This window comes from Streptomyces hydrogenans, assembly GCF_014656075.1.
GTDB classification, from domain to species: domain Bacteria; phylum Actinomycetota; class Actinomycetes; order Streptomycetales; family Streptomycetaceae; genus Streptomyces; species Streptomyces hydrogenans.
This window is the reverse complement of record NZ_BNBS01000124.1, coordinates 1-24670: the sequence shown is the minus strand read 5'-3', so window position 1 is coordinate 24670 and position 24670 is coordinate 1. Positions and strand designations below refer to the sequence as shown.

General features: G+C 74.3%; 24 protein-coding genes and 1 pseudogene. 13 read left to right on the top strand and 12 right to left on the bottom strand.

Annotation, left to right across the window (positions count from 1 at the left end; all coding sequences use genetic code 11):
* The 3 genes from IE321_RS33920 to IE321_RS33910 all read right to left on the bottom strand — a co-directional run.
* A partial coding sequence (locus tag IE321_RS33920) for a serine/threonine-protein kinase (protein ID WP_190225716.1) occupies positions 1–1018 on the bottom strand: 1018 nt, incomplete at its 3' end.
* Between the two features lie 147 nt (positions 1019–1165).
* Positions 1166–1735 carry an NADPH-dependent FMN reductase gene (locus IE321_RS33915; protein ID WP_043226473.1) on the bottom strand — a complete coding sequence of 190 codons (570 nt, stop codon included), beginning with the start codon at positions 1733–1735 and terminating at the stop codon, positions 1166–1168.
* Positions 1736–1817: 82 nt separating this feature from the next.
* Positions 1818–3404 (bottom strand): aspartate:alanine exchanger family transporter, encoded by a 1587-nt coding sequence (locus IE321_RS33910; protein ID WP_190225715.1) that lies wholly within the window; start codon positions 3402–3404, stop codon positions 1818–1820.
* 58 nt (positions 3405–3462) lie between these two features.
* Here IE321_RS33910 and IE321_RS33905 point away from each other — a divergent pair, with 58 nt between their 5' ends.
* Entirely contained in the window at positions 3463–4830 is a 1368-nt protein-coding gene (locus tag IE321_RS33905; RefSeq protein ID WP_190225714.1) for an NAD(P)/FAD-dependent oxidoreductase, read from the top strand.
* A 40-nt stretch (positions 4831–4870) separates the two neighbouring features.
* Here IE321_RS33905 and IE321_RS33900 read toward each other — a convergent pair whose 3' ends face one another.
* Positions 4871–5653 carry a L,D-transpeptidase family protein gene (locus IE321_RS33900; RefSeq protein WP_190225713.1) on the bottom strand — a complete coding sequence of 261 codons (783 nt, stop codon included), beginning with the start codon at positions 5651–5653 and terminating at the stop codon, positions 4871–4873.
* A gap of 154 nt (positions 5654–5807) precedes the next feature.
* Between IE321_RS33900 and IE321_RS33895 the strand changes: the two genes are divergently transcribed.
* The 3 genes from IE321_RS33895 to IE321_RS33885 all read left to right on the top strand — a co-directional run bounded on the left by IE321_RS33895 (position 5808) and on the right by IE321_RS33885 (position 7924).
* Positions 5808–6269, top strand: coding sequence for a GNAT family N-acetyltransferase (locus tag IE321_RS33895; protein ID WP_190225712.1), 462 nt, complete (start codon positions 5808–5810; stop codon positions 6267–6269).
* 90 nt (positions 6270–6359) lie between these two features.
* Entirely contained in the window at positions 6360–7439 is a 1080-nt protein-coding gene (locus IE321_RS33890) for an NAD(P)H-dependent amine dehydrogenase family protein (RefSeq protein ID WP_190225711.1), read from the top strand.
* The gene (locus tag IE321_RS33885) at positions 7436–7924 is read left to right on the top strand and encodes a carboxymuconolactone decarboxylase family protein (RefSeq protein WP_030755532.1); all 489 of its coding nucleotides are present in this window, start codon (positions 7436–7438) and stop codon (positions 7922–7924) included. Before IE321_RS33890 ends, IE321_RS33885 begins: the two co-directional genes overlap by 4 nt.
* Before the next feature lie 64 nt (positions 7925–7988).
* Here the strand turns inward: IE321_RS33885 and IE321_RS33880 are convergent, their stop codons facing one another.
* The 3 genes from IE321_RS33880 to IE321_RS33870 form a co-directional block, all read right to left on the bottom strand.
* Positions 7989–9638: a GMC oxidoreductase gene (locus IE321_RS33880; protein ID WP_043226479.1), complete on the bottom strand. Its 1650-nt coding sequence runs from the start codon at positions 9636–9638 to the stop codon at positions 7989–7991.
* An 82-nt stretch (positions 9639–9720) separates the two neighbouring features.
* Positions 9721–10506: an aminoglycoside adenylyltransferase family protein gene (locus IE321_RS33875; RefSeq protein WP_190225710.1), complete on the bottom strand. Its 786-nt coding sequence runs from the start codon at positions 10504–10506 to the stop codon at positions 9721–9723.
* 287 nt (positions 10507–10793) lie between these two features.
* On the bottom strand, positions 10794–11906 hold the full coding sequence (locus IE321_RS33870) for an asparaginase (RefSeq protein WP_190225709.1): 1113 nt from the start codon (positions 11904–11906) through the stop codon (positions 10794–10796).
* 121 nt (positions 11907–12027) lie between these two features.
* Between IE321_RS33870 and IE321_RS33865 the strand changes: the two genes are divergently transcribed.
* From IE321_RS33865 to IE321_RS33845, 5 genes are all read left to right on the top strand, one after another.
* Positions 12028–12492 (top strand): Lrp/AsnC family transcriptional regulator, encoded by a 465-nt coding sequence (locus IE321_RS33865; RefSeq protein ID WP_190225708.1) that lies wholly within the window; start codon positions 12028–12030, stop codon positions 12490–12492.
* 200 nt (positions 12493–12692) lie between these two features.
* On the top strand, positions 12693–13493 hold the full coding sequence (locus IE321_RS33860) for an endonuclease I family protein (RefSeq protein ID WP_043226484.1): 801 nt from the start codon (positions 12693–12695) through the stop codon (positions 13491–13493).
* A gap of 239 nt (positions 13494–13732) precedes the next feature.
* A complete protein-coding gene (locus IE321_RS33855; RefSeq protein WP_190225707.1) occupies positions 13733–15013 on the top strand; it encodes a VWA domain-containing protein in 1281 nt (426 codons plus the stop codon).
* Entirely contained in the window at positions 15013–15840 is an 828-nt protein-coding gene (locus IE321_RS33850) for a hypothetical protein (protein WP_190225706.1), read from the top strand. The genes IE321_RS33855 and IE321_RS33850 overlap by 1 nt, the downstream gene beginning before the upstream one ends.
* 161 nt (positions 15841–16001) lie before the next feature.
* Entirely contained in the window at positions 16002–17138 is a 1137-nt protein-coding gene (locus IE321_RS33845) for an NAD(P)/FAD-dependent oxidoreductase (protein WP_190225705.1), read from the top strand.
* Positions 17139–17216: 78 nt separating this feature from the next.
* Here the strand turns inward: IE321_RS33845 and IE321_RS33840 are convergent, their stop codons facing one another.
* The 4 genes from IE321_RS33840 to IE321_RS33825 are packed head-to-tail and all read right to left on the bottom strand — an operon-like array spanning position 17217 to position 21102.
* Positions 17217–17711, bottom strand: a complete 495-nt coding sequence (locus IE321_RS33840; RefSeq protein WP_190225704.1) for a YfbM family protein — start codon at positions 17709–17711, stop codon at positions 17217–17219.
* A 38-nt stretch (positions 17712–17749) separates the two neighbouring features.
* Positions 17750–18205, bottom strand: a complete 456-nt coding sequence (locus tag IE321_RS33835; RefSeq protein ID WP_043226487.1) for a MarR family winged helix-turn-helix transcriptional regulator — start codon at positions 18203–18205, stop codon at positions 17750–17752.
* A gap of 37 nt (positions 18206–18242) precedes the next feature.
* Positions 18243–18722: a (2Fe-2S)-binding protein gene (locus tag IE321_RS33830; RefSeq protein WP_190225703.1), complete on the bottom strand. Its 480-nt coding sequence runs from the start codon at positions 18720–18722 to the stop codon at positions 18243–18245.
* A 16-nt stretch (positions 18723–18738) separates the two neighbouring features.
* Entirely contained in the window at positions 18739–21102 is a 2364-nt protein-coding gene (locus tag IE321_RS33825; RefSeq protein ID WP_190225702.1) for a molybdopterin cofactor-binding domain-containing protein, read from the bottom strand.
* Positions 21103–21310: 208 nt separating this feature from the next.
* Here IE321_RS33825 and IE321_RS33820 point away from each other — a divergent pair, with 208 nt between their 5' ends.
* Positions 21311–22018 (top strand): class I SAM-dependent methyltransferase, encoded by a 708-nt coding sequence (locus IE321_RS33820; RefSeq protein WP_190225701.1) that lies wholly within the window; start codon positions 21311–21313, stop codon positions 22016–22018.
* Positions 22019–22487: 469 nt separating this feature from the next.
* Positions 22488–22580: pseudogene (locus tag IE321_RS42410) on the top strand (DNA-binding response regulator); the annotation flags it as partial.
* Here IE321_RS42410 and IE321_RS33815 read toward each other — a convergent pair.
* The gene (locus tag IE321_RS33815; RefSeq protein ID WP_190225700.1) at positions 22544–23107 is read right to left on the bottom strand and encodes a hypothetical protein; all 564 of its coding nucleotides are present in this window, start codon (positions 23105–23107) and stop codon (positions 22544–22546) included. The pseudogene IE321_RS42410 and the gene IE321_RS33815 sit on opposite strands and share 37 nt — an antisense overlap.
* Before the next feature lie 90 nt (positions 23108–23197).
* On the opposite strand from IE321_RS33815, the gene IE321_RS33810 reads away from it, so the two are divergent.
* Positions 23198–23968: a type 1 glutamine amidotransferase gene (locus tag IE321_RS33810; RefSeq protein ID WP_229916665.1), complete on the top strand. Its 771-nt coding sequence runs from the start codon at positions 23198–23200 to the stop codon at positions 23966–23968.
* 38 nt (positions 23969–24006) lie between these two features.
* Positions 24007–24444: an OsmC family protein gene (locus IE321_RS33805; protein ID WP_043226492.1), complete on the top strand. Its 438-nt coding sequence runs from the start codon at positions 24007–24009 to the stop codon at positions 24442–24444.
* The last annotated feature ends 226 nt before the right edge of the window (positions 24445–24670 follow it).

Sequence of the window (24670 nt, the reverse complement as noted above, 5' to 3'; positions counted from 1 at the left end):
GGTCCGGCCCGTCCGCCGCGGGCGGCCGGGCCGGGGGGACCGCGTCGGCCGGGGCGGGGAGGGTCGGCGGGTGCGTGGCCGCGGGCGCGGGGAGCTCGGCCGGAACGGGTGTCGGGTCCGGCCCCGGCTCGGACGCGGGCACGAGCTCCGGCACCGGTCCCGCCTCAGCCTCAGCCCCTGGATCCGACTCCGCCTGTGGATCCGGCTCCGGCTCCGGCTCCGGTACGAACAGGTCGAGCAGGCGCGCCGGCGTCGGTCGCCGTGCCGGCTGCTTGGCCAGGCAGGCGGCGACGACCGGGCGCAGGCCCTCGGGCACGGCGGAGAGGTTCGCCTCCTCGTGGACCGAGCGGTACATGAGCGCCATCGGCGTGCCCTCGCCGAAGGCGCTGCCCCCGGCCGCCGCGACCAGCACGGCCCCCAGGGCGAACACGTCCGCCGCCGCGCCGACCTCCAGCCCCTGGGCCTGCTCGGGAGCGAGGAAGCCCGGCGTCCCGAAGGCCGCGCCGGTGGAGGTGAGGCGGGTCGACTCCAGGGCGCGGGCGATGCCGAAGTCGAGGACGCGCGGGCCGTCGTCGGCCATGATGATGTTGCCCGGCTTGAGGTCGCGGTGGATCAGCCCGCAGGCGTGGATGGCCTGGAGTGCCTCGGCCAGGGCCGCGCCCAGCATCCGCAGCCGCCGCTCGTCCATCGGGCCCCGCTCGCCGAGCAGACGGGACAGCGTCGGTCCGGGGATGTAGGCGGTGGCCAGCCAGGGCGTCCGCGCGTCCGGGTCGGCGTCGACCACCGGGGCCGTGTGGAAGCCGCCGACCTTGCGGGCGGCCTCGACCTCGGCCCGGAAGCGGGCGCGGAAGTGCGGGTCGGCGGCGAGTTCGGGCCGCGCCACCTTGACGGCGACGGTGCGCCCGCCGCGCGAGCGCGCCAGGTACACCGTCCCCATGCCGCCCGCGCCCAACTCGCGCTCCAGGGCGTACCCGCCGATCCGCTCCGGCAGGCCCCGGCCCTGCGACCCCAGCCCCATGTGTGGCACGCTCCCCCGTTGCGACGACGGGTGCGAGTATGGCCGACCCCACCCGCCCCGCGCCGAGCCTATGCCATGGATCAGGCCAACTGCTTTTTCAGGAGCGCAATCTGACGAGTACTCAAGTGGAGTAGTGAGCGGACCGCCCTAGTTCCGGGGCAGGACCGTCAGGACCCGTTCGATGAAGGTCTTGAAGTCGGCCATGAAGTCGGTGAGGAACTGCTGGGTCGTCGGGTCGGTGACCTCTCCGTCGTCCGAGAAGAGGCCCGGCGTGAACTGGATGTACGCCTCGGGGGCGTTCATCTGGGGGGAGTTGCAGAAGCTGAGCACCGAGCGGAGGCTCTGCTGGGCGACGGCGGTGCCGATCTTGCCGGGTGAGGCTCCGATGACGGCGGACGGCTTGTGGGTGAAGGAGTTGGTGCCCCAGGGGCGGCTCGCCCAGTCGATGGCGTTCTTCAGGCCGCCGGGGATGGAGCGGTTGTACTCCGGGGTGACGAAGAGGACCGCGTCCACGGCCGCGATGGCGTCCTTGAGGGCCCGGCCCTCGGGGGGGTAGTCGGCGTCGAAGTCGTGGTTGTAGAGGGGGAGGTCCTTGATCGGGATCTCCCGGAACTCCAGGCCCGGCGGGGCGACCCGGAGGAGGGCCCGGGAGAGGACGCGGTTGATGGACGTCTTCGAGAGGCTGCCGACGAAGTAGCCGACCTGGTACGTGGTCATGGGGGGTGTGTCGCCTTTCGTGCGGGATCCTCGGGCACGGTAACGCGGTCACCGGGGTGCGGCGACCGGAGGGAGCGGGGCGTCAGAGGCCCACGATCAGCTGGATGCAGACGATCTTCACCAGGATGGCGAGGGCGAAGAGGGTGGCGTAGCCGGTGTTCACCCGGCTGTCGGAGACGCGGCTGTTGGCGTACGCGGTGATGGCCGGGTTGCCGACGTAGCCGGCGAGCAGGCCCATCGTGCGGGGGCGGCTCTGGCCGAGGAGGCGGCAGACCAGGACCATCAGGGCGTAGCTGAGGACCGCGCCGAGGGCGAGGACGGCGAGGAGTTTGAGGCCGAAGACGGAGAAGGCGTCGCGGCGGAAGGCGTAGCCGGAGGTCAGGCCGACGCAGGCGAGGAAGACGAGCAGGCCGATCTGGCGCAGGGTCAGGTTGGCGCGGGTCGGCAGGACCCAGACGAGGGGTCCGGTGCGGCGGAGCCGGCCGAGGATCATGGCCATGACGAGGGGGCCGGCGGCGGTGCCGAGGGAGAGGACCGTGGAGCCGATCGTCAGCTTGGGGATGCCGATGAGGAAGCCGGCGGCGAGGCCGAGGCCCATGCTGACGGCGCTGACCTCGCTGACCTTGGCCTCCGTGTCGCCGAGGTGGGCGGTGACCTCGGCGGCGCGCTCGCGGGGCATGGCGACCCGGACCCGGTCGTCGAGCTGGAGCAGCAGGTCGTCGTGGGCGAGGAGGTCCTGGTCGCCCCGGCGGACCCGGGTGGCGCGGGCGCCGTAGCGGTCGCCGAGGCCGAGTTCGGCGACGGTGCGGGCGGCCAGGTCGGGGTTGGTGAGGAGGATGCGGCGGTAGTCGACGACGTCGCGGTGGTAGAGCAGGTGCTCGGGCGCCTCGGTGCCGAGGGCGGCGAGGCCGGCGGCGACGGCCTCCGGGCCTCCGACGAGGACGAGCTGGTCGCCGGGGGCCAGCGGGCCCGGGTCGTCGCCGGTGACGATGTGGACGGGGGAGCCGGGCCGTCGGTGGGCGCTGGCCAGGAGCGCGCCGGAGGCGGTGCCGGGGACATCGGCCCAGCGTGCGGGGCGGGTGATCTCGACCGTGCGGGAGACGAGCCGGTCCGGGAGGCCGGTGCCCGGGTCGCGGCGGCCCGGCCAGCTGCGTACGGCGGCGACGGCCGCGACGAAAAGGATGGTGAGAACGACGGCCAGGGGGTAGCCGATGGCGTAGCCGGTGGCCGCCTGGGTGGGGTCGTCGGACGCGGCCTGGGCGGCGGCCAGGCCGGGAGTGGTGGTGCCGATGCCCGCGTAACCGCCGGCGAGGAAGGGGCCGGGGATGTCGAGGAGTCCGCTGCCGACTAGACCGACCGCGAGGGCGGTGAGGACGAGTGCGACGACCGCGCCGAACATCACGGCCAGCTGAGGCCGCAGCTCACGGAAGAAGGCCGGTCCCGCCTCCAGGCCCACGGTGTAGACGTACAGCGCGAGACCGAGCACCGGGAGGCCGGCCGGGACGGCCTTGCCGACGTCCGGGTCCAGGGCTCCGACCAGCAGTCCCACGAAGAGGACACCGGCCGCGCCGAGCTTCACGGGCCCGAAGCGGACCATGCCGAAGAGCGAGCCCGCCGCAATGACGATAAAAAGGGTGAACCACGGATAGTCAGCGAAAAATTGCCACATGTCCCTATGCAGTCATAGCGGAGGGCACTTTGCACGCTCATACGGAAGGGCGGACGACGTGACGCGACCGAGGATCCTCGTGGTGGGCGCCGGTTTCGCCGGAGTGGGCTGTGTGAAGCGGCTCGAACGGCGGCTGACGGAGCGGGAGGCGCAGATCACGCTGCTCTCGCCCTTCTCGTACCAGCTCTACCTTCCCCTGCTCCCCCAGGTGGCGGCGGGCGTCCTGACTCCGCAGTCGGTGGCCCTGTCGCTGCGGCGAAGCCAGAAGCACCGGACCCGGATCGTGCCGGGCGGCGCGGTGGGCGTGGACACGGCCGCCAAGGCCGTGGTGCTCCGGACCATCTCCGGCGAGTTCGACGTGGAGCCGTACGACCATCTCGTGCTCGCGCCCGGCAGCGTGACCAGGACCTTCGACATCCCGGGGCTCGCCGACCACGCCCGGGGCATGAAGACCCTGGCGGAGGCGGTCTACGTCCGGGACCACGTGATCGCCCAGCTGGACCTGGCGGACGCGAGCGACGACGAGGCCGAGCGGGCGGCCCGGCTCCAGTTCGTGGTGGTCGGCGGCGGCTACGCGGGCACCGAGACGGCCGCCTGCCTCCAGCTGCTGACCCACAACGCGGTGAAGCGCTACCCCCGGCTCGACCCGGCCCTCATCAAGTGGCACCTGGTGGACATCGCGCCGAAGCTGATGCCCGAGCTGGGCGACAAGCTGGGCGCTGCCGCGATGAAGATCCTCACCGAGCGGGGCATCCAGGTCTCGCTGGGTGTGTCGGTGGCCTCGGTGGACGACGAGGCGGTCACCCTGACGGACGGGCGGGTGCTGCCCTGCCGCACGCTGATCTGGACGGCCGGCGTGGCGGCCAGTCCGCTGATCGGCACGGTCGGCGCGGAGACGGTGCGCGGTCGGCTGGTGGCGACGCCGGAGCTGAGCGTGCCGGGCCTCGACGGGGTGTGGGCGCTCGGCGACGCCGCCGCCGTGCCGGACCTGGCCAAGGGCGAGGACGGCGCGATCTGCCCGCCGACCGCGCAGCACGCGATGCGGCAGGGCAGGGCGCTCGCCGACAACCTGGTGGCGACCCTGCGCGGCGAGTCGCTGCGCCCCTACACCCACAAGGACCTGGGCCTGGTGGTGGACCTGGGCGGGATGGACGGGGTGTCGAAGCCGCTGGGCGTGGAGCTGCACGGGCCGGCGGCGCAGGCGGTGGCGCGCGGCTACCACTGGGCGGCGCTGCGGACCAATGTGGCGAAGACCCGGGTGATGACGAACTGGCTGTTGAACGCGGTGGCCGGGGACGACTACGTGCGGACCGGGTTCCTCGCCTCGAAGGCGGGGACGCTGCGGGACTTCGAGTACACGGACGCCTACCTGACGCCGGAGCAGACCCGGCTGCACACCGGGGCGTTCCGGGGAGCGGTCGGCTGAGTCCGCTCCCCCGGGCCCGGACCGGCCCCCGGCTCCCCGCTCAGCGGGCGAGTTCGGGGGCCGGTCCCATGACGACGACGGGTTCGGCGGCCGGGTCGAGGGCGAGGAGCAGGGCGCGCAGGTCGTCGCGCCGGAGCGCGACGCACGCCTGGGTGGGGCCGCCGTGGTCGACGTGGATCCAGACGCCGCCGCCCCGCTCGGTGCCGAGGGGGCGTTCCTTGTCGAGCGGGGTGCGGCCGGGGACCCGGTTGTAGTCGATGGCGATGACGTGGTCGAAGGAGCCTTCGAGGGACTCGCCGCGGAAGCCGGTGCCGCTGATGGCGAACTCGGGGTCCTCGTCGTACGGGAGGCGGGCGCCGGGGTCGGGCAGCCGGCCGCCGGCGTCGCCGATGCGGTAGACGCCGATGGGGGTGCGCAGGTCGCCGGCCCAGTGGTCGGACGTCCAGCCCTTGAGGGCGTTGTGCGCGGGCCAGGGGCCGCCGGCCTCGTACCAGCGGCCGTCGGGGGCGCGCTGGTGGAGGACGACGGTGGCGGTGTTGCTGTCGGCGGTGGCACCGGTGACGACGAGGGCCTGGGTGGTGCCGTCGGGGACGCGGGCCTGGGTGAGGGGTCCGACTCCCGGGATGCGCGGGGCGCTGCGGGGGCGGGCGTCGGTGGCCTCGGCCTCGGCCGCGGGGCTCTTCGCGGTGGCGGCCCGGGGAGTGGCGCTCGGCGGCGGGGCGGTGGTGGGTGCGGGGTGGGCGCAGGCGGTGAGCAGCAGGGCGGCGCACAGGGTGCCGGCGCCGAGCAGCGCGGGGGCGCCCTTGCGGACGAAGGCGGGCATGGGAAGGCATCCTCCTGGCCGGGGGCAGTGGAGCGATCCGTACCCGTTCGGCGGGCGGCGCTGCGCGGGACGGCGGCGGCCCACCCGGACGGCGGAGCGGGCGGGGCCCGGAAAGCGGTTGACCGGCGGCGGGCGGGCGCGGTTGGGTGCCCGGATGAGCGATCTCGAAGGGTACGGGGAGCGGCTGCGGGTGGTCCCGGCGGAGGGCGACCGGGAGCTGGCCGACTGGCGGGCGGTCCACAACGCGATCATCCCGACGGCGGTGCTGTCGGCGGACGAGGTGCGGGAGCGGGCGGGGCGCAACCGGCTGGAGGTGGCGTACCTGGGCGGGGTGGCGGTGGGCTGTTCGACGGTCCGGCCGCCGGACGGGGAGACGCCGGCGGCGACGGTGATCGCGCGGATCCTGCCGGAGTACCGGCGGCGGGGGTTCGGGACGGCGCTGTACGAGCGGGGGCTGGCGCACGCGCGGACGCTGAGCGGGGAGGGGGTGGAGACGGTGGTGCTGGCGTCGAACGGGGAGGGGCTGCGGTTCGCGCTGGCGCGGGGCTTCACGGAGCTGGAGCGGTATGTGCTGCCGGGCGACACGATCCCGTTCGTGGCCCTGCGGCTGGCCTGATCCGCCGTACGGAACAACGGATCTGACGCGACGTCAGATCGTGGTGTCACGGGTCTGGGAACCTCGGTCCCCCGGCGCTACCCTCCGCGCATGATACGGACGGTGGTGTGGGGAACCGGAAATGTCGGGCGGGCGGCCATCCGGGCCGTGGACGCCCATCCCGGGCTCGAACTGGCGGCGGTGCTCGTCTCCGACCCGGCGAAGGTGGGCCGGGACGCGGGGGCGCTCGCGGGGCTCGGGCACGACCTCGGCGTGGCCGCGACGGACGACGTCGCGGCCGTGCTCGGGGCGCGGCCGGGGGCCGTGGTGTACGCGGCCTCCGGCGACGTGCGGCCCGACGGGGCCCTGGAGGACGTGGTGCGGGCGGTCGCGGCGGGCGCGGTGGTGGTGACGCCCTCGCTGTACCCGCTGTACGACCCGCGGAACGCCCCGCCGGAGTTCCGCGACCCGGTGCTCGCGGCGGTGGCCGAGGGCGGCGGGTCGCTCTTCGCGTCCGGGGTGGACCCGGGCTGGGGCAACGACGTGCTGCCGCTGCTGGTCAGCGGGCTCGGCACGACCGTGGACGCGGTCCGCTGCCAGGAGATCTTCGACTACTCGACGTACGAGCAGGAGTTCTCCGTGCGCGAGCTGATCGGGATGGGCAAGCCGCTCGACTACGAGCCGCCGATGCTCTTCCCGTCGGTCCCGACGATGGTGTGGGGCGGTCAGATCCGGCTGATGGCGCGGGCCCTCGGCGTCGAGGTGGAGGACATCCGCGAGACGGTGGACCGCCGTCCCCTGGAGACGACCGTGAAGACCCGGACCATGGGCCTCTTCGAGGCGGGCACGCAGGGCGCGGTCCGCTTCGAGGTGCAGGGGATCGTCGGCGGCGAGCCGCGGATCGTCATCGAGCACGTGACCCGGATCCATCCGTCCTGCGCCCCGGACTGGCCGGTGCCGCCGGACGGCGCCGGGGCGCACCGGGTGATCGTCGAGGGGCGGCCGCGGATCGAGGTCACGGTGGCGGCCACCGACGAGGACGAGAACCGGGCGGCCGGCGGGAACGCCACGGCGGTCGGGCGCCTCGTCGGGGCGATCGACTGGCTGGCCGCGGCGGAGCCGGGGCTGTACGACGCGCTGGACGTGCCGATACGCCCGGCGGTGGGCAGGTTGGGAAGGAGCGCACGGTGATCATCGACATTCCCGAGGGCCAGGAGCCGATCGGGTACGTGTGGGGCGACATGGTCCCGGAGATCGGGACGGCGGCGGCGAACTTCTCGCTGTCGGTCTACGCCCATACGACCCTGGGGCTGCGCGAGTTCGAGGCGGCGCGGCTGCGGATCGCGCAGATCAACGGCTGCGGCTTCTGTCTGGACTGGCGCACGGACCGGGACGGGGTGAAGGTCGAGGAGGGCTTCGACGAGGTGGTCGCGGCCTGGCGGACCACGGAGGTCTCGGACTCCTTCGACGCCCGGACCCGGCTGGCGGCGGAGTACGCGGAGCGGTACGCGCTCGACCACCACGGCCTGGACGAGGAGTTCTGGGCGCGGATGACCGCGCACTACAGCCAGGCGGAGATCGTGGAGCTGACGATGAGCCTGGGGTCGTGGCTGGCCTTCGGGCGGCTGAACCGGGTGCTCGGGCTCGACGAGGTGTGCGTGCTGCCGACGGGGTGAGGCGGACGCGCGGAGAGGGCCGGCCGGTTCGCGAACCGGCCGGCCCTCGCGCGTGGCGGGTCACTCAGAAGTCCTCGGCGATGATGCGCTCGATGTTGCGCTCGGCGAGGGCGGTGATGGTGACGAAGGGGTTGACGCTGGTGTTGCCGGGGATCAGGGAGCCGTCCATGACGTAGAGGCCCTGGTAGCCGTGGAGGCGGCCGTGGTTGTCGGTGGCGCGGTCGAGGACGGCGCCGCCGAGCGGGTGGTAGGTGAGGTGGTCGCCCCAGATCTTGTAGGCGCCGAACAGGTCGGTGCGGTAGATCGTCCCCTCCTTGGCGTTGATCTTGTCGAAGATGGACTTCGCCATGTCGATGGAGGTCTGCTTCCAGGCCCGGTCCCAGCTGAGGTCGACCCGGCCGGTGGCGGGGTTCCAGGTGAACTCGGCCCGGCGCGGGGTCCGGGTGATGGAGAGGTAGAAGGAGGCGTAGGTCTCGATGCCGGTGGGCAGCGGGGCGACCTCGGCGAAGGCCCCGCCCGCGTTCCAGTTGTCGATGCCGGCGGTGGGCATGGAGGACTGGAGCTTGCCGGTGGGGTCCCACATGTGGTTGGCCCGGCCGCACATGACGTTGCCGTTGTCGCCCCAGCCCTTGCCGATGTGCTCGTTGAGCGCGGGCAGCGCGCCGGTGGCCTTGAGGCGGGTGAGCAGCTTGCTGGTGCCGACGCTGCCGGCGGCGAAGAACACCCGGTCGGCGCGGACGGTCTTGGAGGCGAGCACGGCGCCGGTGGTGTCGATCTGCTCGATGGCGACCGTGTAGCCGCCGGCGGCGGCCGGGGTGACCGAGGTGACCCGGTGGAGGGCCGAGACGGTGACCCTGCCGGTGGCGGCGGCCTGGGCGAGGTAGGTCTTCTGGAGGCTCTTCTTGCCGTGGTTGTTGCCGTAGATGACCTCGCCCGTGAGCGCGGACTTCGGCACGGTCCCGGCGGCCTCCTGCTTCATGTAGTCCCAGTCGTAGACGTTGGGCACGAAGACGAAGGGGAAGCCGGAGCGCTGGGCGTGCTTCCGGCCGACGCGGGCGTACTGGTAGGCGTCGGTGGACTCCCACCAGGTGGTGTCCACGGAGGTGACGCCCAGGCCCGCGTTGGCGCGCGGGTAGTACGTGGCGTACATCTCGGCCGGGTCGACGGTGGGGAGGATCTCGGGGAAGCGTTCCCGGAGCGGGGTGACGGCCATGCCGCCGTTGACGAGGGAGCCGCCGCCGATGCCGCGGCCCTGGTAGACGGTGATGCCGGCGAAGTCCTCGGCGTCGAGGATGCCGGTGTGACGGGGCACGTCCTTGTCGAGGGGGAAGCCGAGGAACTGGCTCAGCGGCTGCTTGGTGCGGGTGCGCAGCCAGAAGGAGCGGTAGTCGGGGGTCGTGGTGTTGGCGAAGATCTTGCCGTCGGGGCCGGTGGTGTCCCAGGCCATGCCCATCTCGATCATGTGGACGTCGACGCCGGCGCGGGCGAGCCGGAGGGCGGTGACGGAGCCGCCGTAGCCGGTGCCGATGACGAGGGCGCGCACCTGGGAGCCGTCGGGGATGGGACAGACGTTCAGGCCGGGGACCTCGGCGCGGGCGGGGGTGGTCAGGGTGCCGGCGAGGGCGGCCGCGCCGAGAACAGAACCTGTTCCGGTCAGGAAGCGGCGGCGGCTGACTCCGTGAATTCCCTGGGCGGACAGGGGGCGTTCACTCATGTGATCTTCCTCACTCGTGAGCGAATGGGAACATGTTCTACGACCGGCCGCCTAGGAAGTCACGAGAAACCGACGAGTAACTTCAGGCCGGATACGCCCGCTTGATCGCCCCGGCGACATACTCCGCGTGGGCCCGCGCCGCCGGCAGCCCGTCCACCCAGGAGCCGTACTCCCCCGCCAGGTACTGGTCCCGGGCGGCCGCGAGCACCGGCCGGTGCTCCGGGGGCAGTTCCGGCAGCAGCGCGGCGGCGGCCTCGTCCTTGGAGCGGATCCGGCCGGTGCGCAGGGTGGTGAGGATCCGGGCGAGGGTCAGCAGGACGTTGCGGGTGTCGCCGTCGAGGTCGGCGAGGAGTCCGGGTACGCCCTCGACGATCGCCGCCCGCAGGTCCGCCTCCGGCACCGGGTCGAACAGCTCGGAGGGGCGCGGGCCGAGGAGGGAGACGTTCCCGGCGCGGGCCATGGTGATCAGCGGGGCCAGGTCGGGGCAGGGCGCGGGGGCGGGGGTGAGCCCCGACGCGAAGTCGTCGCGCAGCCATTCGCCGTAGAGGTACTCGCAGACGGGCGGGTACCTCCAGGGCCGGACCTCGGCGTGGACGACCAGGCTGAGTTCGACGGGCCTGGCGGGGCCCTCGTACGCCCGGGCGCCGGAGACGGCGAGCAGCGCGTCGGTGAGGGCGCGGCGCTCGGCCTCGGTGGTCGGCCGGTCCAGGACGACCAGCACGTCGACGTCGCTGGTCGGCCGCAGCCCGCCGAGCACGGCGGAGCCGTGCGGGCAGGCGGCCCGCACGGCCGGGTCGCCGAGCGTCTCGCGGACGAGGCGGACGACGTGACGGGCCTGCTCGGTGGCGCTGTCGGGGACTGCGGGCACGGGGGCTCCTGGCGGTGGGGGCGGGCGCGGGGCCGTCACCGTACCGGGAGCGGGAGGTGCCGAGAGGGGTGCCGCGGGCGCGGACGGGCCGACAGGTGCCGTACGGGGTCTGCCGGCGCGGCGGCCGTCACCGTGCGGGAGGGAGTGCCGTCGCACGGGTGGGCGCTCGCCCTGCGGGCGGGGAGGACGTCACCGCCGACAGGGGGTGCGGGCGGTGGCGGGGTTGTTACCGGCTCACGGGCGGAGGAGGGGGAGTTCGACGCCCGCGAGCCGGTGCCGGGGGGCCGTCAGGCGCGGGCCGGGACGGGGGCGGGGGCGGCTTCGCGGGAGGTGCCGGTGGCGAGCGCGGGCGCGGCGCGGACCGGGAGGTCGAGGAGGTGGCGGAGGACGGCGGCGCGGCGGGCCGAGTCGTCGCCCTCGGTCCCGGGCAGCAGGGCGGTGAGGACGGCGGCGCGGGCCTGGCCGGCCCGGAGGGTGCCGGTGAGCAGGCCGCCGTTGGCCACGAGGTCGACGGCGCCGCCGCCGGTGTAGATCTCGGCGAGCGGGCCCGCGGGCACGCGGGTGGTGACGGCGACGAGGACGCCCCGCGCGGTGGCGTCGGCGACCGCCCGGGCGATCTCCGGGGTCGCGTTCCCGGCGCCGGTGGCGACCAGGACGATGCCCCGGGCCCCGGCGGCGAGGGCCGCGTCGAAGTGGAGCCGGTCGCCGTCGGTGTGGTGGAAGACGACGTCCACCCGGGGCAGCGCGCCGCGGCCCGCGTCCGGATCGGCGGTGCGGGCGGCGGCCGGCAGCGGCAGGACGGCCGGGCGGTCGGGGAGGCGCTCGATGTCAACGCGGGAGAAGCCGACGCGGCCCAGGCGCTCGGCGGAGGGGTCGGAGAAGGCGTCGGCGGCCAGGGTCTGGGTCTTCACCGTGCCGCGGGCGGCGTGCACGCGTCCGTCGAAGACGACGAGGACACCGAGGTCCCGGACGGTGGCGGCGACCTGGAGGGCGTCGTAGAGGTTGCCGGGTCCGTCGCCGTCGCCGGTGCCGAAGGGACGCTGGGCGCCGGTGAGGACGACCGGGCGGGGGTCCTCGTGGTGGAGGTCCAGGAGGAAGGCGGTCTCCTCCAGGGTGTCGGTGCCGTGGGTGACGACGATGCCGTCGACGCCGGGGTCCGCCAGGGTCTCGTGGACCGTGCGCAGCAGCACCAGCTGGTGGGCGGCGGTGAGGAGGGAGCTGTTGACGTTGAAGAGGTCACGGACCTCGACCGTCACGCCCTCGGGCAGCGGGGCGGTGGCGAGGACGGCGTCGCCGGAGGCGTCGGCCGCGTAGCCGGTGCCCTGCCAGCGGCTGGCGATCGTGCCGCCGGTGCTGATCACGACGATCCGGCGGGGGCTTCCGTCGTTGGTCCGCTGCATGTCCGCCGCCTCTCCTTGGCCGTACCGGTTCCACTCTTCTCCGCAACGTTAGGCCAGAAGGGGGAGCAGACGATTGCCAATAGGGGCGCAGAAATGTTTCATCGTGGCAGATAATCGCGTCATGGACCGAATCGATCTCCACATCTTGCGCGAGCTCCAGCAGGACGGCCGGCTGAGCAACCAGGAGCTGGCCCAGCGGGTCGGCCTGAGCCCCTCCCCCTGTCTGCGCCGGGTGCGCCAGCTGGAGCAGGACGGGGTGATCCAGGGCTACCGCGCGGTCATCGACCCGGAGGCGGTCGGGCGGGGCTTCGAGGTGCTGGTCTCGGTCGAGGTGAAGCGGGACCGGGAGACGGTGGAGGCGTTCGAGGAGGCGCTCCAGTCGATCCCGGACGTCATCGAGGCGTACCGGCTCTTCGGCAGCCCGGGCTGCCTGCTGCGGATCGCGGTGGCGGACCTCGCGGCGTACGAGCGGCTGTGGATCGAGCAGCTGACGGCGCTGGCCGGGGTCACCGAGGTGAACTCCCAGATCATCATGAAGCGGATCAAGGAGCCGAAGGGGATGCCGGTGGACGTCCGGGGCTCGTGAGGCGGAAGTGGCGCGACTCGCCCGCGAGCGGGCGCCCCGTATGCGAGAACGTCACCGAATGGCTCTTTGTCCGTAACACGACAACCCCCTCTCCCGTGCGACCCTCCCGGATGAAACGAAGTCAACACGCGTAGAACGCCGCCCCCTTGAGCCGGGCCCGGCGTTCGCCCCGCGTGCCCGTCCCCGGGAAAGGGCCCCCCATGTCGGTTGCACGGATACGCAGTTGGAAGGTCTGGGCGGCACTGTCCGCCGCCGTCGTCGGACTCACGCTCCCCGCGGTCACGGCGACCCCCGCCGCCGCCACCACGACCGCGTACGACACGACGTACTACAAGAACGCCGTCGGGAAGACCGGCACCAGCCTCAAGTCGGCGCTGCACACCATCATCAGCAGCCAGAGCAAGATCTCGTACGACGCGGTCTGGAACGCGCTGAAGGTCACCGACCAGGACCCGAACAACACCAACAACGTCGTCCTGCTCTACAGCGGCGTCTCGCGCAGCAAGTCCCTCAACGGCGGGGCCGTCGGCAACTGGAACCGCGAGCACGTGTGGGCCCAGTCCCACGGGAACTTCGGCACCTCGGCCGGTCCCGGCACGGACCTGCACCACCTGCGCGCGTGCGACGTCCAGGTCAACAGCATCCGCGGCAACAAGGACTGGGACCTCGGCGGCAGCGCCGTCAGCGGCGCGAGCGGGAGCTACACGGACTCCAACTCCTTCGAGCCGCGCAACGCCGACAAGGGCGACGTGGCCCGGATGATCCTCTACATGGCCGTCCGCTACGAGGGCGACGACGCCTGGCCCGACCTGGAGCCCAACGACTCGACCAGCAACGGCAGCGTGCCCTGGCACGGCCGCCTCTCGATCCTCAAGCAGTGGAACGAGCAGGACCCGCCGAGCGCCTTCGAGGAGCGCCGAAACGACGTGATCTACAACTCCTACCAGGGCAACCGGAACCCCTTCATCGACCACCCGGAGTGGGTCGAGGCGATCTGGTAGTCCGTCCGCGACCGCACGTCCGGCTCCCCGGTGACGGGGAGCCGGCCCGGCGACGCCCGGCCGATGGCCGATCAGTCGTCGACGACCGTCCCACGGACCCCGTCGGTCGCGGACGCACCGCAGGGCGACGTGCCGGCGCTCCCCCGGAGACGGTCCGGGTCCGGCCGCCGGAGTGCCGGGGGCGGGCGGGCGGCGCACCTCGGTTTGGATTGTCGGAGGATCATCAATACGATCCGCCGATGATCACGAGAAAACGGCTGGCGACCGGGGCCTGTGCGCTGCTCGTCGCCCTGACCGCCGCGCTGCTGCCGACCAGCGCGTCCGCCGACGAGCCGACGGCGAAGGAATCCCCCAAGGTCGAGCTGGTCCTCGACGTCAGCGGCTCCATGCGGGCCAAGGACATCGACGGCAAGTCCCGCATGAGCGCGGCCAAGCAGGCGTTCAACGAGGTCCTGGACGCGGTGCCGGAGGAGGTGCGGCTCGGCATCCGCACCCTCGGCGCCGACTACCCCGGCAACGACCGCAAGCGCGGCTGCAAGGACACCCGGCAGCTGTACCCGGTCGGTCCGCTCGACCGGACCGAGGCCAAGACGGCCGTCGCCACCCTCGCCCCCACCGGCTGGACCCCGATCGGCCCGGCGCTGCTCGGCGCGGCCGACGACCTCGGCGAGGACGGCGCGACCAAGCGGATCGTCCTCATCACCGACGGCGAGGACACCTGCGCCCCGCTCGACCCCTGCCAGGTGGCCCGCGAGATCGCCGCCAAGGGCATCCACCTCGTGATCGACACCCTGGGCCTGGTGCCGGACGCCAAGACCCGGCAGCAGCTCACCTGCATCGCCGAGGCCACCGGCGGCACGTACACCTCCATCCACCGCACCGACGAACTCTCCCGCCGGGTGCGCCAGCTGGTGGACCGCGCGGCCGACCCCGTGGTGACCCCGGTCGCCACCGAGGGCACCCGGCAGTGCGCGGACGCCCCGCAGCTCAAGCCCGGCCTCTACACCGACCGCGAGACCTTCGGCGAGCACCGCTGGTACAAGGTCGACCTGCTGCCCGGCCAGGAGCTGCGCGCCTCGGTCAGCGTCTCCGCCGACCGGGCCGTGAACAACGACTACGGCGTGCTGCTGCGGGCCGTCACGAAGCACGGCCGGGAGATCGTGCGCGGCGCGGAGGCCGGCGACGGCCGCACCGACGTCATCTCCACCGGGCTGCGCTACCCGAAGCCCGAGGTGGAGGACGCGGACGAGGACGGCGACGGCAAGCCCGCCGCCGAGACCGTCTGCCTCCAGGTCAGCAACTCCTTCTCCGCTCCCCCGGCCGTGAAGACCACGCCCGGCATGCCGATCGAGCTGACCGTGGACGTCGTGGACGGCCCGGCGAGCGCCTCGGACGTGGCCTCCTTCGGGCTCGGCCGCGGCTGGTGGCTGCTCGGCGCGCTGGTGCTCGCCGGCTTCCTCGCCGGTCTGATCTGGGGCTGGCTGTCCCGCTGGCGCTTCGCCGTCTGGAGGACCCACTGATGCGTACCGTACGGATGCTCGCGGCGGCCGCGCTGGCCGGTGCCGCCCTGCTGGGCCCCGCCGCGCCGGGCGCCCTCGCCGACACGCCCACGCCGTCGGCCTCGGCCGGCGAGGAGGCGGGCCCCACGGAGGCCGGCACCACCTTCCGCACCGCCGCCTTCTTCCGGCCGGGCCAGGAGGCCACCGCGCAAGCGGCGACGGGTGACTACCTGTACTGGGTGTTCCCGGCCGACACCGGCGAGCGGCCGACCGTGCGGGCCACGGTGACGCTGCCGGAGAGCGCGCTGCGGCACGGGCCCTCGGCCTGGCGGGTCGACGTCTACGACGGGCTGCGGCGCCGTCAGCCGTGCATGTACGGCACCCAGTCCCGGACCGCCGCGAAGGACGCCGGGTCGCTGGAGCTCGCGTGCGTGCTGCGGCCGGTGCGGGCCTCGGCGGACGCCTGGGCGAACGACCCGCTGCCGGGCAGCTACTACGTCCGACTGACGGTCTCCGGGCTGCCGGAGGAGGACCTGGGCCAGTCGTTCTCGGCCCGGGTCGGCGTGGACGTCTCCGACCAGGGCGGCGCGTACGCCACCGACGGGGCGCTCGCCGCGCCGCTGGTGCCGGGCGCGACCACCGCGGAGCTGGCCGAGGCGGAGGAGGAGGCCGGGCGGCGGACCGCCGTGGAGGCCGCCGCGCCCGAGGACGGCTGGTCCTCCGGCTGGTGGTCCGACCGCTGGATCTGGACCGCGGCCGGCGGCGTGCTCGCCGCGCTCGCGGGCATCGGCGGTTACGTCCTGACCAGGGGCTCCGGCCGGCCGTCCCGGGTCCCGCCGACCGCCTGACCCACCCCGTCGAAGGCCCCCGTCGCGTGTGCGGCGGGGGCCTTCGCGCGTCCCGAGGACGGAACCGCTTTACAAGTTCGTACTACGAACCATATGGTTCGTAGTACGAACTACTGGGGCGGGTCACGCCCCTGCCGTCAGCTCCGAAGGGGAATACGGACATGGACGCACACAGGAACGCGCACGCGATCGTCGCCGTCATCGGCGGCGGGTACGGCGGCTCGACCCTCGCCAAGGCGCTGGAAGCGGACGCCGAAGCCGGCGTCGAGGTCGTCCTCGTCGACCCGAAGGACGCCTTCGTGCACGCCGCCGGCTCGCTGCGTGCCCTGGTCAGGCCAGACTGGGCCCCGAACGTCTTCTTCCCGTACGACCGGCTGCTCACCCGGGGCCGGGTGGTCCGCGACCGGGCCGCCTCCGTCGACCCCCGGGGCGTCACCCTCGCCTCCGGCGAGCGCGTCGACGCCGACTACGTGGTCGTCGCCACCGGCTCCGCCTACCCCTACCCCGCGAAGTTCGACACCGACTCCTCCGCCGAGGCGCTGGCCCGGCTGCGCGCCACCCACGAGGAACTGGCCGGCGCCGACCACGTGTTGATCAGCGGCGCCGGGCCGGTCGGCCTGGAGCTGGCGGGCGAGATCCGGGCGGTCTGGCCCGACAAGCGGATCACCCTCGTCGACCCCCGCGACGGCCTGCTCCCCGGCTTCGCCCCCGCCCTGCGCGACGACCTCGCCCGCCAGCTCGACGAGCTCAAGGTGGAGGTGCGCCTCGGCGTGACGCTCACCGAGGAGCCGCCCGCCGGACCCGGCCGCGCGGGCACCTTCACCGTGGGCACCTCCGACGGCGGCGCGGTCACCGCCGACATCTGGTTCCGCGCCCACGGCGGCGGTGTCCACGGGGGCTTCCTCGCCGGGGAGCTGACCGACGCCCTCACCCCCGGCGGGCGGCTCCGCGTCGACGACCGCCTGCGGGTCGAGGGCCAGGAGCGGGTCTACGCTATCGGCGACGTCACGGCGCTCGACGAGGCCAAGATGGCCGGGTACGCCATGCGGCACGCCGAGGTCGTGGCGGCCGACATCCTGGCCCGGGTGCGCGGCGAGGAGCCGGGGACCACGTACACGCCCTCCCCGATCCCCTCCGTGCTGCTCCCGCTCGGCCCGCTCGGCGGCGTCGGCCAGTTCCCCTCCCCCGACGGCCCCCTCGTCCTGCCGGCCGCCACGGTCTCCGCGTACAAGGGCGGCGACCTCTTCACCGGCCGCTTCACCGAGCTCTTCGGCACGGGCGAACCCGCCTCGGCCTGAGACCCGCGGAGGCGGGGCGGGCCCGCCTCGGACCGGGTCGGTCCGGTCGCGGACGGTGTCCCCGCCGGCCCGGGCGGATCAGTCGATCCAGACCACCACCGCCTGGCCGGCGGACGCGGCGGCCCCGAGGTACTCCCGCAGGGAGGCGAAGGCGTCGCGGGCCCAGTCGAGCGAGGCCGCCGACTCCCAGATCGGCGGGTGGATCTCGGCCTCGGTGAGCTCGGCGGGCTCGACGCCCTCGACGAGGCGGTCGTACGTCGTCCGCCGCAGCGCGTCCGCGGCGAGCCGCACCCGGTCCGGGGCGAGGTAGCGCGGCGGTTCGTACCCCCAGGGCTCGCCGGTGAGGAGTTCCTCGCCCATGACGACGTCGACGGGGAAGGCCGCGCGCTCCAGGAGGAATCCCAGGACGTGCCAGGTCTGGCCGGTGGTGAAGTGCCGGGCCCGCGCCGGCGCGGCCCCTTCGCCGTCCTCGTCCAGGCTCTCCTCGGCGAACCCCCACGCCCACTCGGGATCGTCCAGGGCCCGGGCCAGTTCCTCGGGTGTGAGGCGCAGGTACGCGCCGTTCATGCTCATGGGCGGCAGCCTACGGAGCGGCCCCGACAGCCCGGCCGTCACGGCCGGTCCGTGAAGACCTCCGGTGCCTCGTTGGCGAGCACGACCCGGGACAGGAGGGCGGCCAGGTGGTCGCGGTCGGGGGCCTCCAGCACGGCGGGGAGCAGCGCGATGCGGCGGCACGCCTCGGTGTAGAAGGTGTCGGCGAGGCCGGCGCCCTCCTCGGTGAGGGCGACGCGGACGGCGCGGCCGTCCTCCGGGTCGGCCTCCCGGCCGACGAGGCCGAGCCGGGAGGTGCGGTCCACCAGACCGGTGAGGCTGGACTTGGCGAGCCCGAGCTTGGCGCCCAGCTCGCCCATCCCGGTCGGCCCGGGCATCAGGACGCACAGGAGCTGGCCCTGCTGGGGCGTCAGCCCGTACGCGTGCGCGGCCTCCGCGTACGCGGTGTTCACCAGAAAGGCGGAGCGCACCAGTGCGGTGACCACTCCGATCCGCTCGCCCTCGTCCTTCGCCATGCCGACAGAATACCCTTCGTGGTACGAACCATCTGCCTCACGGCATGCGGCGCGCGCCCTCCAGGACCGCCTGGCGGATGCGATGGTAGGTGCCGCAGCGGCAGATGTTGCGCAGCTCGTCGAGGTCCGCCTCGGTGACCTCGCGGCCCGCCTCCCGGGCCCGGCGGACCGCGTCGACGGCCGCCATGATCTGGCCCGGCTGGCAGTAGCCGCACTGGGCGACGTCGAGGTCGAGCCACGCCTCCTGCATCGGGTGGAGCTCGCTCCCGACGGTGTCGGGAAGGCCCTCGATGGTGGTGACCTCGTCGTCCGCGGCGAGTTCGCCGACCGGCACGGCGCAGGGCGTGAACGCCTTGCCGTTGAGATGGCTCGTACAGGCCCGGCAGACGCCGACCCCGCAGCCGTACTTGGGGCCGGTCACGCCGAGGACGTCCCGCAGGACCCACAGGAGGCGCACGTCGGACTCGACCTCGGCGGTGACCGCCCGGCCGTTGAGGATGAAGGTGTGCTGAGGCACGGGGACTCCGGGTGGGTCAGAGGACGCGGTCGCGGCCGTCGGTCGGGGAGGCCGGGACCGGCGGGACGGCCGGCGCGGGCGTGAAGGTGAGCGGGGCGGTGTGGTTGACCGGGAAGACGGTCGGCATGGTGCCGGTCGCCCGGCCGTAGGCGCCGGCGACGGCCGCCATCGCCGCCGCGACGGCCAGCTCGCCCGCCCCGCCGGGCTTGTCCCCGGTCGGCGGCATGACGACGATCTCCAGCTCGGGCGGGGTGTTCCACTGCCGGGTGTAGTAGTAGTTGTCCCAGCTCGACTCCAGGAAGGCACCGTCCTTCAGGTGCAGCCCCGAGGTGAGCGCGAGGGCGATGCCGTCGGAGATGCCGCCCATCATCTGCGCCTCCAGACCGCGCGGGTTGACGGCCAGGCCGACGTCGACGGCGCAGACCACCTTGGTGACGCGGGGGCCGGTGTACGCGTTCGGGACGGTACGCCCCCTGGTCGCCGGCCGGCAGTCGATCTCGGCCAGCACCGCCACGTACGAGTGGTACTCGGGGTGCACGGCGATGCCCTGCGCGGTGCCCGGCTCCATCGGCCTTCCCCAGCGGCCGATTCGGGCGACCTCGTCGAGGACGGCACGGGCCCGGGCCTCCTTCATCAGGCGGCGGCGCAGCGCGTAGGCGTCCTCGCCCAGCCGGTCGGCCAGCTCGTCGATGACGAGCTCCTGCGCGGTGCGCACGTTCGGCGAGTAGATGTTCCGCATCGAGCCGGTGTTGTAGCCCTTGTCGGTCTCGGCGAGGAGCTGGGTGGTGACGCCGAGGTGGTAGGGGCTGATCTGGGTGAGCTGGAACATGGTCTCGGAGAAGGTGAGGTCCGCGACCGGCAGCCGGGCCGCCTCCGCCGTCAGCACCTCGCCGATGCCGTGGCCGAAGTCCGTGGCCACCGAGGTGTGCCGCTGCTCGTACGTGAGCACCTCGCCGAGCGCGTAGGTGGCGCGGACCCGCGAGGTCGACATCGGGTGGGTACGCCCCTGCCGGAAGTCGTCGGTGCGGTGCCACATCAGCTTCACCGGCTTGCCGAGCTTCTTCGAGATCTCGGCGGCCTCGTGCGCGGCGTCGTGGAAGAGCTTGCGGCCGAAGGAGCCGCCGCCCTCGGTGACGTGCACCCTGACCGCGGAGACGGGCAGGCCGAGGCGGAGCGCGAGCTGCTCCTGGGCGACGATCGGGGCCTTGAGCGAGCCCCAGATCTCCGCCGAGTCCGGACGGACGTCGGCGATCGCGCAGTTGGTCTCCAGGGCGCTGTTGCTGGCGAAGTGGAAGGTGAAGCGGGCGTCGACGGCCTTGGTGAGGAGCGGCAGCGGCGGGACGACGAGCGGGAGTTCGGCCCGGCGCAGCTCGGCGAGGACGGTGGCGTCGGTGGCGTCCTCCGCGGTGCCCGGACCCCAGTCGACGTCGAGGGCCCGGATCGCGTCGACGCACTGGCCGAAGGTGCGGGCGCGGACGGCGACGCCGGAGGAGACGGTGACGACGTCGGTGACGCCCGGCATGGCGCGTACCGCCGCCAGGTTGGCGACGGCGCGGACGGTGCCGTTGATCGTGGGCGGGCGGCAGACCATCGTCGGCAGGGCGCCGTCGATCTGGAGGTCCATGGCGAACTTCTTGCGGCCGGTGACGGCGTCGAGCGCGTCGAGCCGGCGGCGGGCCGTGCCGATGACCCGGAAGTCCTCGCGGTCCTTGAGGGTGACGGTGACGGCGGAGTCCGCCACGGCGGCGGCCCGGGCGGCGAGTTCGCCGTAGCCGAGGACGGCCCCGGCCGGGGACAGGACCGTGCCGGCCTTGGTCGTGAGGGTGGAGACGGCCTCGCCGAGGACGAGGGAGGCGGCGTGCAGCAGCCGGCCCCGGGCGACGGCGGCGGCGACGCGGATCGGGGTGTAGGTGGAGACGGTGGTGTTGGATCCGCCGGTGAGCTGGTTGAAGAGCAGCTCGGGGCGGGCATCGGCGAGGGTGACCTTCACCTTCTCCAGGGGCAGGTCGAGCTCCTCCGCGATGAGCATGGCGGAGGAGGTGGTCACGCCCTGGCCGACCTCGGCGCGCGGCAGGGCGAAGTGGACGGTGCCGTCGGCGTCGAGGCGGAGCGTGATGAGGTGGCTGGTCGGGAGCGCGGCCAGGGTCAGCAGCTCGTTGAGGTCGAGGAGTTCGGCCGGTCCGGGCAGCGAGGGGACGACGGCCTCGGCGGTCGTGGGGGCGATCGCCTCGGCGCCGACCTGTGCGGCGACGGTGAGGGTCGGCGCGGCGAGCACGTAGCCGAGGAAGCGGCGCCGGCCGATGCCGGGCGCGCCGCCGTCCGGCTCCCCGGCGGGCGCGGGGCTCTGTTCGTTCGCGGGCGCGGGGTGCCGCCTGGCCATGGGGGTCGCCTTCCGACGCTGCCGTACCGGCCCGACGGGTCCGGTGCTACTCGTGCGGGGGCGATCATCGCGCATCCCGGGGCGTCGCGGGGCCTCTTCGGTGAGGAATTCGCGAAAGGTCTGTGCTGGTCAGAGGTGTTTTCCGTCAGGTCCGCCGGATTTCGTCCGAGGGGCGGGCCAGAGGTGGCGGTGACCTAGGGTGCCGGGCATGACCGACACGCACCAGGGCGCCGGGACGGACCTCTCCGACCGCGCCGAGGCCACGCGCCGTTCGTACGACACCGTCGCCGCCGACTACCAGCGGCTGCTGGCCGGCCTGCCGGACGCCTCGCCCCTGGACCGGGCGATGCTGGCGGCGTTCGCGGCGTCGGTGCGGGCCGGCGCGGCGGCCGGTGAACTGCCCGCCGCCGTCGCCGACCTGGGCTGCGGGACGGGACGGGTGACCGCGCACCTGCGGGAGCTGGGCGTGGAGGCGTACGGGGTCGACCTCTCCCCCGGGATGGTCCGGGTGGCCCGGGAGGCGTATCCGGGGCTCCGCTTCGAGGTCGGGTCGATGACGGCGCTCGACCTTCCGGACGGGGCGCTCGGCGGCGTCCTGTCCTGGTACGCGACCGTCCACCTGGACGAGCCGGAGCTCGCCCTGGCCTTCGCCGAGTCCGCGCGGGTGCTGGCCCCGGGAGGGCTCCTCCTGCTGGCCTTCAAGGTGACCACGGGGCCGGAGCGCGAACGGCGCCGGCTGGAGCGGGCCTACGGGCACGAGGTGGACCTCGACGTCTACCGCTGGGCCCCGGACCGCGTCGCCCGGCTGCTGACCGCCGCCGGCCTGGTGGAGGCGGCGCGGCTGGTGCGCGAGCCGGAGGCGGAGGACGCCTCGCCCCAGGGCTTCTTCCTGGCCCGCAGACCGCGCACGGCCTGAACCCGGCGGGCGTTCATCCGCCCCCGGCAGGAACGCAGCTGGTCCCGGGAGACCCGGGCCCGCTGCCCGCCGCCCGCGATGAGGGCGTTCACCGAGACCATCGGGTCGCCCCCGACCGAGCGCGCGAGCAGCGCGCCCACCACGACGGGCCCGAGCGCCACCACGAGGGCGGTGCCGGTGGCCGACACACGACGCAGGGGCCGGGGGCGGTGCGGGGTACGGAAGCTCATGGGTCCATTCCAGCCGCCACCGGCGCCGGGCGGATCCGCCGGCGTACTCAGGTGGCCGCGGAGGGGTACTCAGGGACCGGGACCCGCGCGGGCCCGCTCCGGGGGCCGGCCCGCGCCTCCGGAGGGCTCGGGTGCGCGCGGCGTGCGGCTGCGGCGGACACCGGGGTTCAGCGGATCCGGCGGGCGCGGGCGAGGGCGCGGGCCGCCAGGGCCGTCGCGGGGATCCCGACAGGGAGGGCAACCGCGCCATGACCAAGCTGTCCGTCCGGGACCGGGCCCAACTGGTGGTGCCGGCCTACGAGTCGGGCCTCGTCACGCCCGGCGGCGACTGAGCCGGGCGGCGGGTTCGGGCGGGCGGGTGCTCCGTGGCGGTGACGACGGTGACGCTCGACGCGCCGTTCTCGAACAGGCCGGCCCAGTCCTCCGGTGCCGGGGAGCCGCCGACGTGGTCCAGCAGGAGGACCGGGCGGAGTTCGTCGTCCCGGGTCTCGGGGACGTGGTCGGTGACCGTCTCGCGGTGGAGGAGGACGACGCGGGCGGGGTCGAGGGGGTCGACCGGGAGGGCGGCGAGGTGGTCGTTCAGGCCGTCGTCTCGATCGGCCGCGTCGGCCGCGACGACGGAGCGGGCGGCGAGGAGGGTGACGGCGAGCCGGTCACCGGTGCGCCGGTAGCGGGCCGTCAGGTCGTCGGGGAGCAGGTGGAAGACGCCCTCCTCGCCCTCGTGACCCCGGCCGAGGAGCGCGCAGACCATGCGTTCGCCGGGGTCGGCGGAGGCATGGTCGACGGTGAGGACGACTTCCGTGGCGTCCGGGTCGAGCGGCGGGAACGGGCGGGTCCACAGGCGGCGGGCGGCGTCCATGGAGGGATTCAAGCACGGGCCTTTCCCGGCCCGGGGCGCCCGGGATCCACTGGGGTCCGCAGAGGCGGCGCGAGGCGGGAGGGCAGGGGCGTGACGGTGACGGTGCTGGTGGTGGAGCACGAGGACGGGGCCGGGGCCGGGCTGGTCGGGGAGCGGCTGGTGGCGGACGGGGTCCCGCTGGACGTGCGGCGGCCGTGGCGGGGCGAGGAGCTGCCGGGCGGGCTCGCCGGGCACGGCGGGCTGCTGGTGCTCGGCGGGTCGGTCGGATGCCGGGACGACGACGCGGCGCCGTGGCTGGGGCGGGTGCGGGGGCTGGTGCGGGAGGCGGTGCGGCGGGAGGTGCCGCTGCTCGGGATATGCCTGGGCGGTCAGGTCGTCGCGGACGCGCTCGGCGGGACGGTCGCGCCCCGACGCCGGGCGCCGGAGGTGGGTTCCGTACCGCTGCGCAGACTGCCCGGGGCCGTCGGGGATCCGGTCTTCGGCGGGGTGCCGGACGGGGCGCCGGCGGCGCAGTGGCACTTCGACGAGATCACCCGGCTGCCGGAGGGGGCGGTGCCGCTGCTGGGCGGGGACGACTGCGCGCACCAGGCGTACCGGGTCGGTCCGGTGGCGTGGGGCACGCAGTTCCATCCGGAGGCGGACGGTGACGCGATCGCGGCATGGGCGCGGGAGGACGCGGCGCTCGTCCGGTCCCGGGGCGGCGACCCGGACGCGGCGGTGGCCTCCGTACGGCGTGACGCCGCCGCGCTGCGCGCGGTCTGGGGCGCGACGGCCGGGGCCTGGGGGCGGGTGGTGCGGGAGCGGGCGGCGCGGGACGCGGCCGGGTCGGGTGGGGCGGGTGGCCCGGGCGCCGTAGCGTGAGGACCGTCCGTCCCCGCGCAGCTGAGGAGCACTCCCCCATGGCCGACTACCGCGTCGAGACCGAACGCACCGGATACCGCCGCTGGACCGCCCGCAACGACCGGGGCGCGGAGGTGCTGATGGCCGCGGCCGACGACGACGGCGCGCAGCCGTCGTTCACGCCGGTGGAGCTGCTGCTGGCGGCGATGGCCGGCTGCGGGGGGCTGGTGATCGACCGGACCGCGCGGGCGGTGGACCACGACGACCTGCGGATCGTCGTGGAGTCGGTGTCGACGCCGGAGGACGACGGGCGGATCGGCCGGATCCGGGTGAGCTACGAGTTCGAACTGCCGGACTCGAACCCGAAGGCGGCGGAGGTCTTCGCGCGCGGGGTGCGGCTCACCCACGAGAAGTTCTGCACGGTGAGCCGCACGGTCGAGCACGGGGCCCGGGTGGAGGCGATCCTCCCGGACGGGACGGTCGGCTTCGAGGGCTGACCCGCCGGGCCGGACGGCCGGCTTCGGGGGCCGCCCGCCGACCGCGAGCGGCCCGCCGCCGTCGGGGCCGCGTCGCCCCGGTGCGGGGTCGCGCGCCGGCCGGCCGCTACCCTCACACCCCGTCAGCAGTGGTCGTCCGAAGGGCGATCGGAGGGGAGCACACATGAGGTTCGCGCTCGTGATCTTCGAGACGGACGAGTCGCGCCGCCGGATCCAGGCCGACCGT